Origin of the sequence: Bacillus cereus (assembly GCF_002567495.1) — a bacterium.
Lineage (GTDB): Bacteria > Bacillota > Bacilli > Bacillales > Bacillaceae_G > Bacillus_A > Bacillus_A cereus_AQ.
In genome coordinates this window covers 1-1,141 of the sequence record NZ_NVAP01000101.1, presented here as the reverse complement: position 1 = coordinate 1,141, position 1,141 = coordinate 1, and the positions used below count along the sequence as shown (strand labels likewise).

Genomic DNA, 1,141 nt, shown 5'->3' with positions numbered 1-1,141 from the left:
TAAAAATATCGTTAATTTTAATGTATGAACATATAACTATTATATCTAATTTTTATTAATATGTTTAGCTAAAGGGGGGAGCTATTCCCACTTTCACTCCATTCTATAAACGGTTAATCATTAATAATTACTGGAATTTGATTGTAAATAATCAACTGGAATATATAAATATTTGATTATCAATATATTCATTTTATTAATAATTTGTAAAAAGGGTTTAAAAAACTAGAAACTTATAGTAGTATTAGAAACCGATACGAACCGAACCGTTCGGTTCGGTAGCGCATATAAATATATTAAGAAGGAGAACCTCATGCAGAAAGAAAAATCAAAGATTCTAAGTAATTTAATTATGGAGGAAACAAAGTGAATTTTATACAAACCAATAAAAAAGAATTTAATATGCTACTAGTTTTTACAATCTTTACACTACTTCAATTTGGCTGGTTCATATTATTTGGCATATCACTTCTAACTAACAGCAATTTAGCTGACTCAGAATTTATTATTAGTGCCATTGCTTTTACTGTACCTGCTATTATAGGAATAATTTTATTTAAGAAAGAAATTATTGAGAGTTTTGCTTATTTTAAAGAGAAGACAATTTTGAAAATAGTAAGTGTTCCTCTGGTGGTTTTATTTACGGCAATTGTAGAACAGACTGTTATGCGTTTTCTAGCACTTGGTCAGCCGGAGAACCAAGAACAGCTCCTTACACAGGCCGCAGAGATACCTCTTATATTAACATTGCTAGTATCTGGTATTCTTGCTCCATTGCTTGAAGAAATTGTGTTTCGTCATATATTATTAAATCGTCTTTCGAATTATATTGGTACTGCTATTGCATCTATCTTTTCGATTATGATTTTTACATTTATGCATACGAACCAGCTTTCGGATTATGCTATATATTTACCTGGCGCGGTGATACTTACTGCGGCTTATCTTATTTCTAACAGATCCCTTGCATATGTTATGGCGATACATATATTAAACAATTGCCTTACTTTCATTCTGTAAGAAACTAGACTTGTTTCTGATACAAAAATACTTTATGTTTCTATCGAGTATTTTTGGCATCAGCCCCCCTTTTTCTATGGCATAAGAAAGCTATAAGAAAACTAATCAAAAATTATAAGAT

At 30.1% G+C, this 1,141-nt stretch carries 1 protein-coding gene; it reads left to right on the top strand.

Going from position 1 to position 1,141, the window contains the following annotated elements:
- Positions 1 to 366: 366 nt before the first annotated feature.
- A complete protein-coding gene (locus COK05_RS30415; protein ID WP_098615483.1) occupies positions 367 to 1,020 on the top strand; it encodes a CPBP family intramembrane glutamic endopeptidase in 654 nt (217 codons plus the stop codon).
- Positions 1,021 to 1,141: the final 121 nt, after the last annotated feature.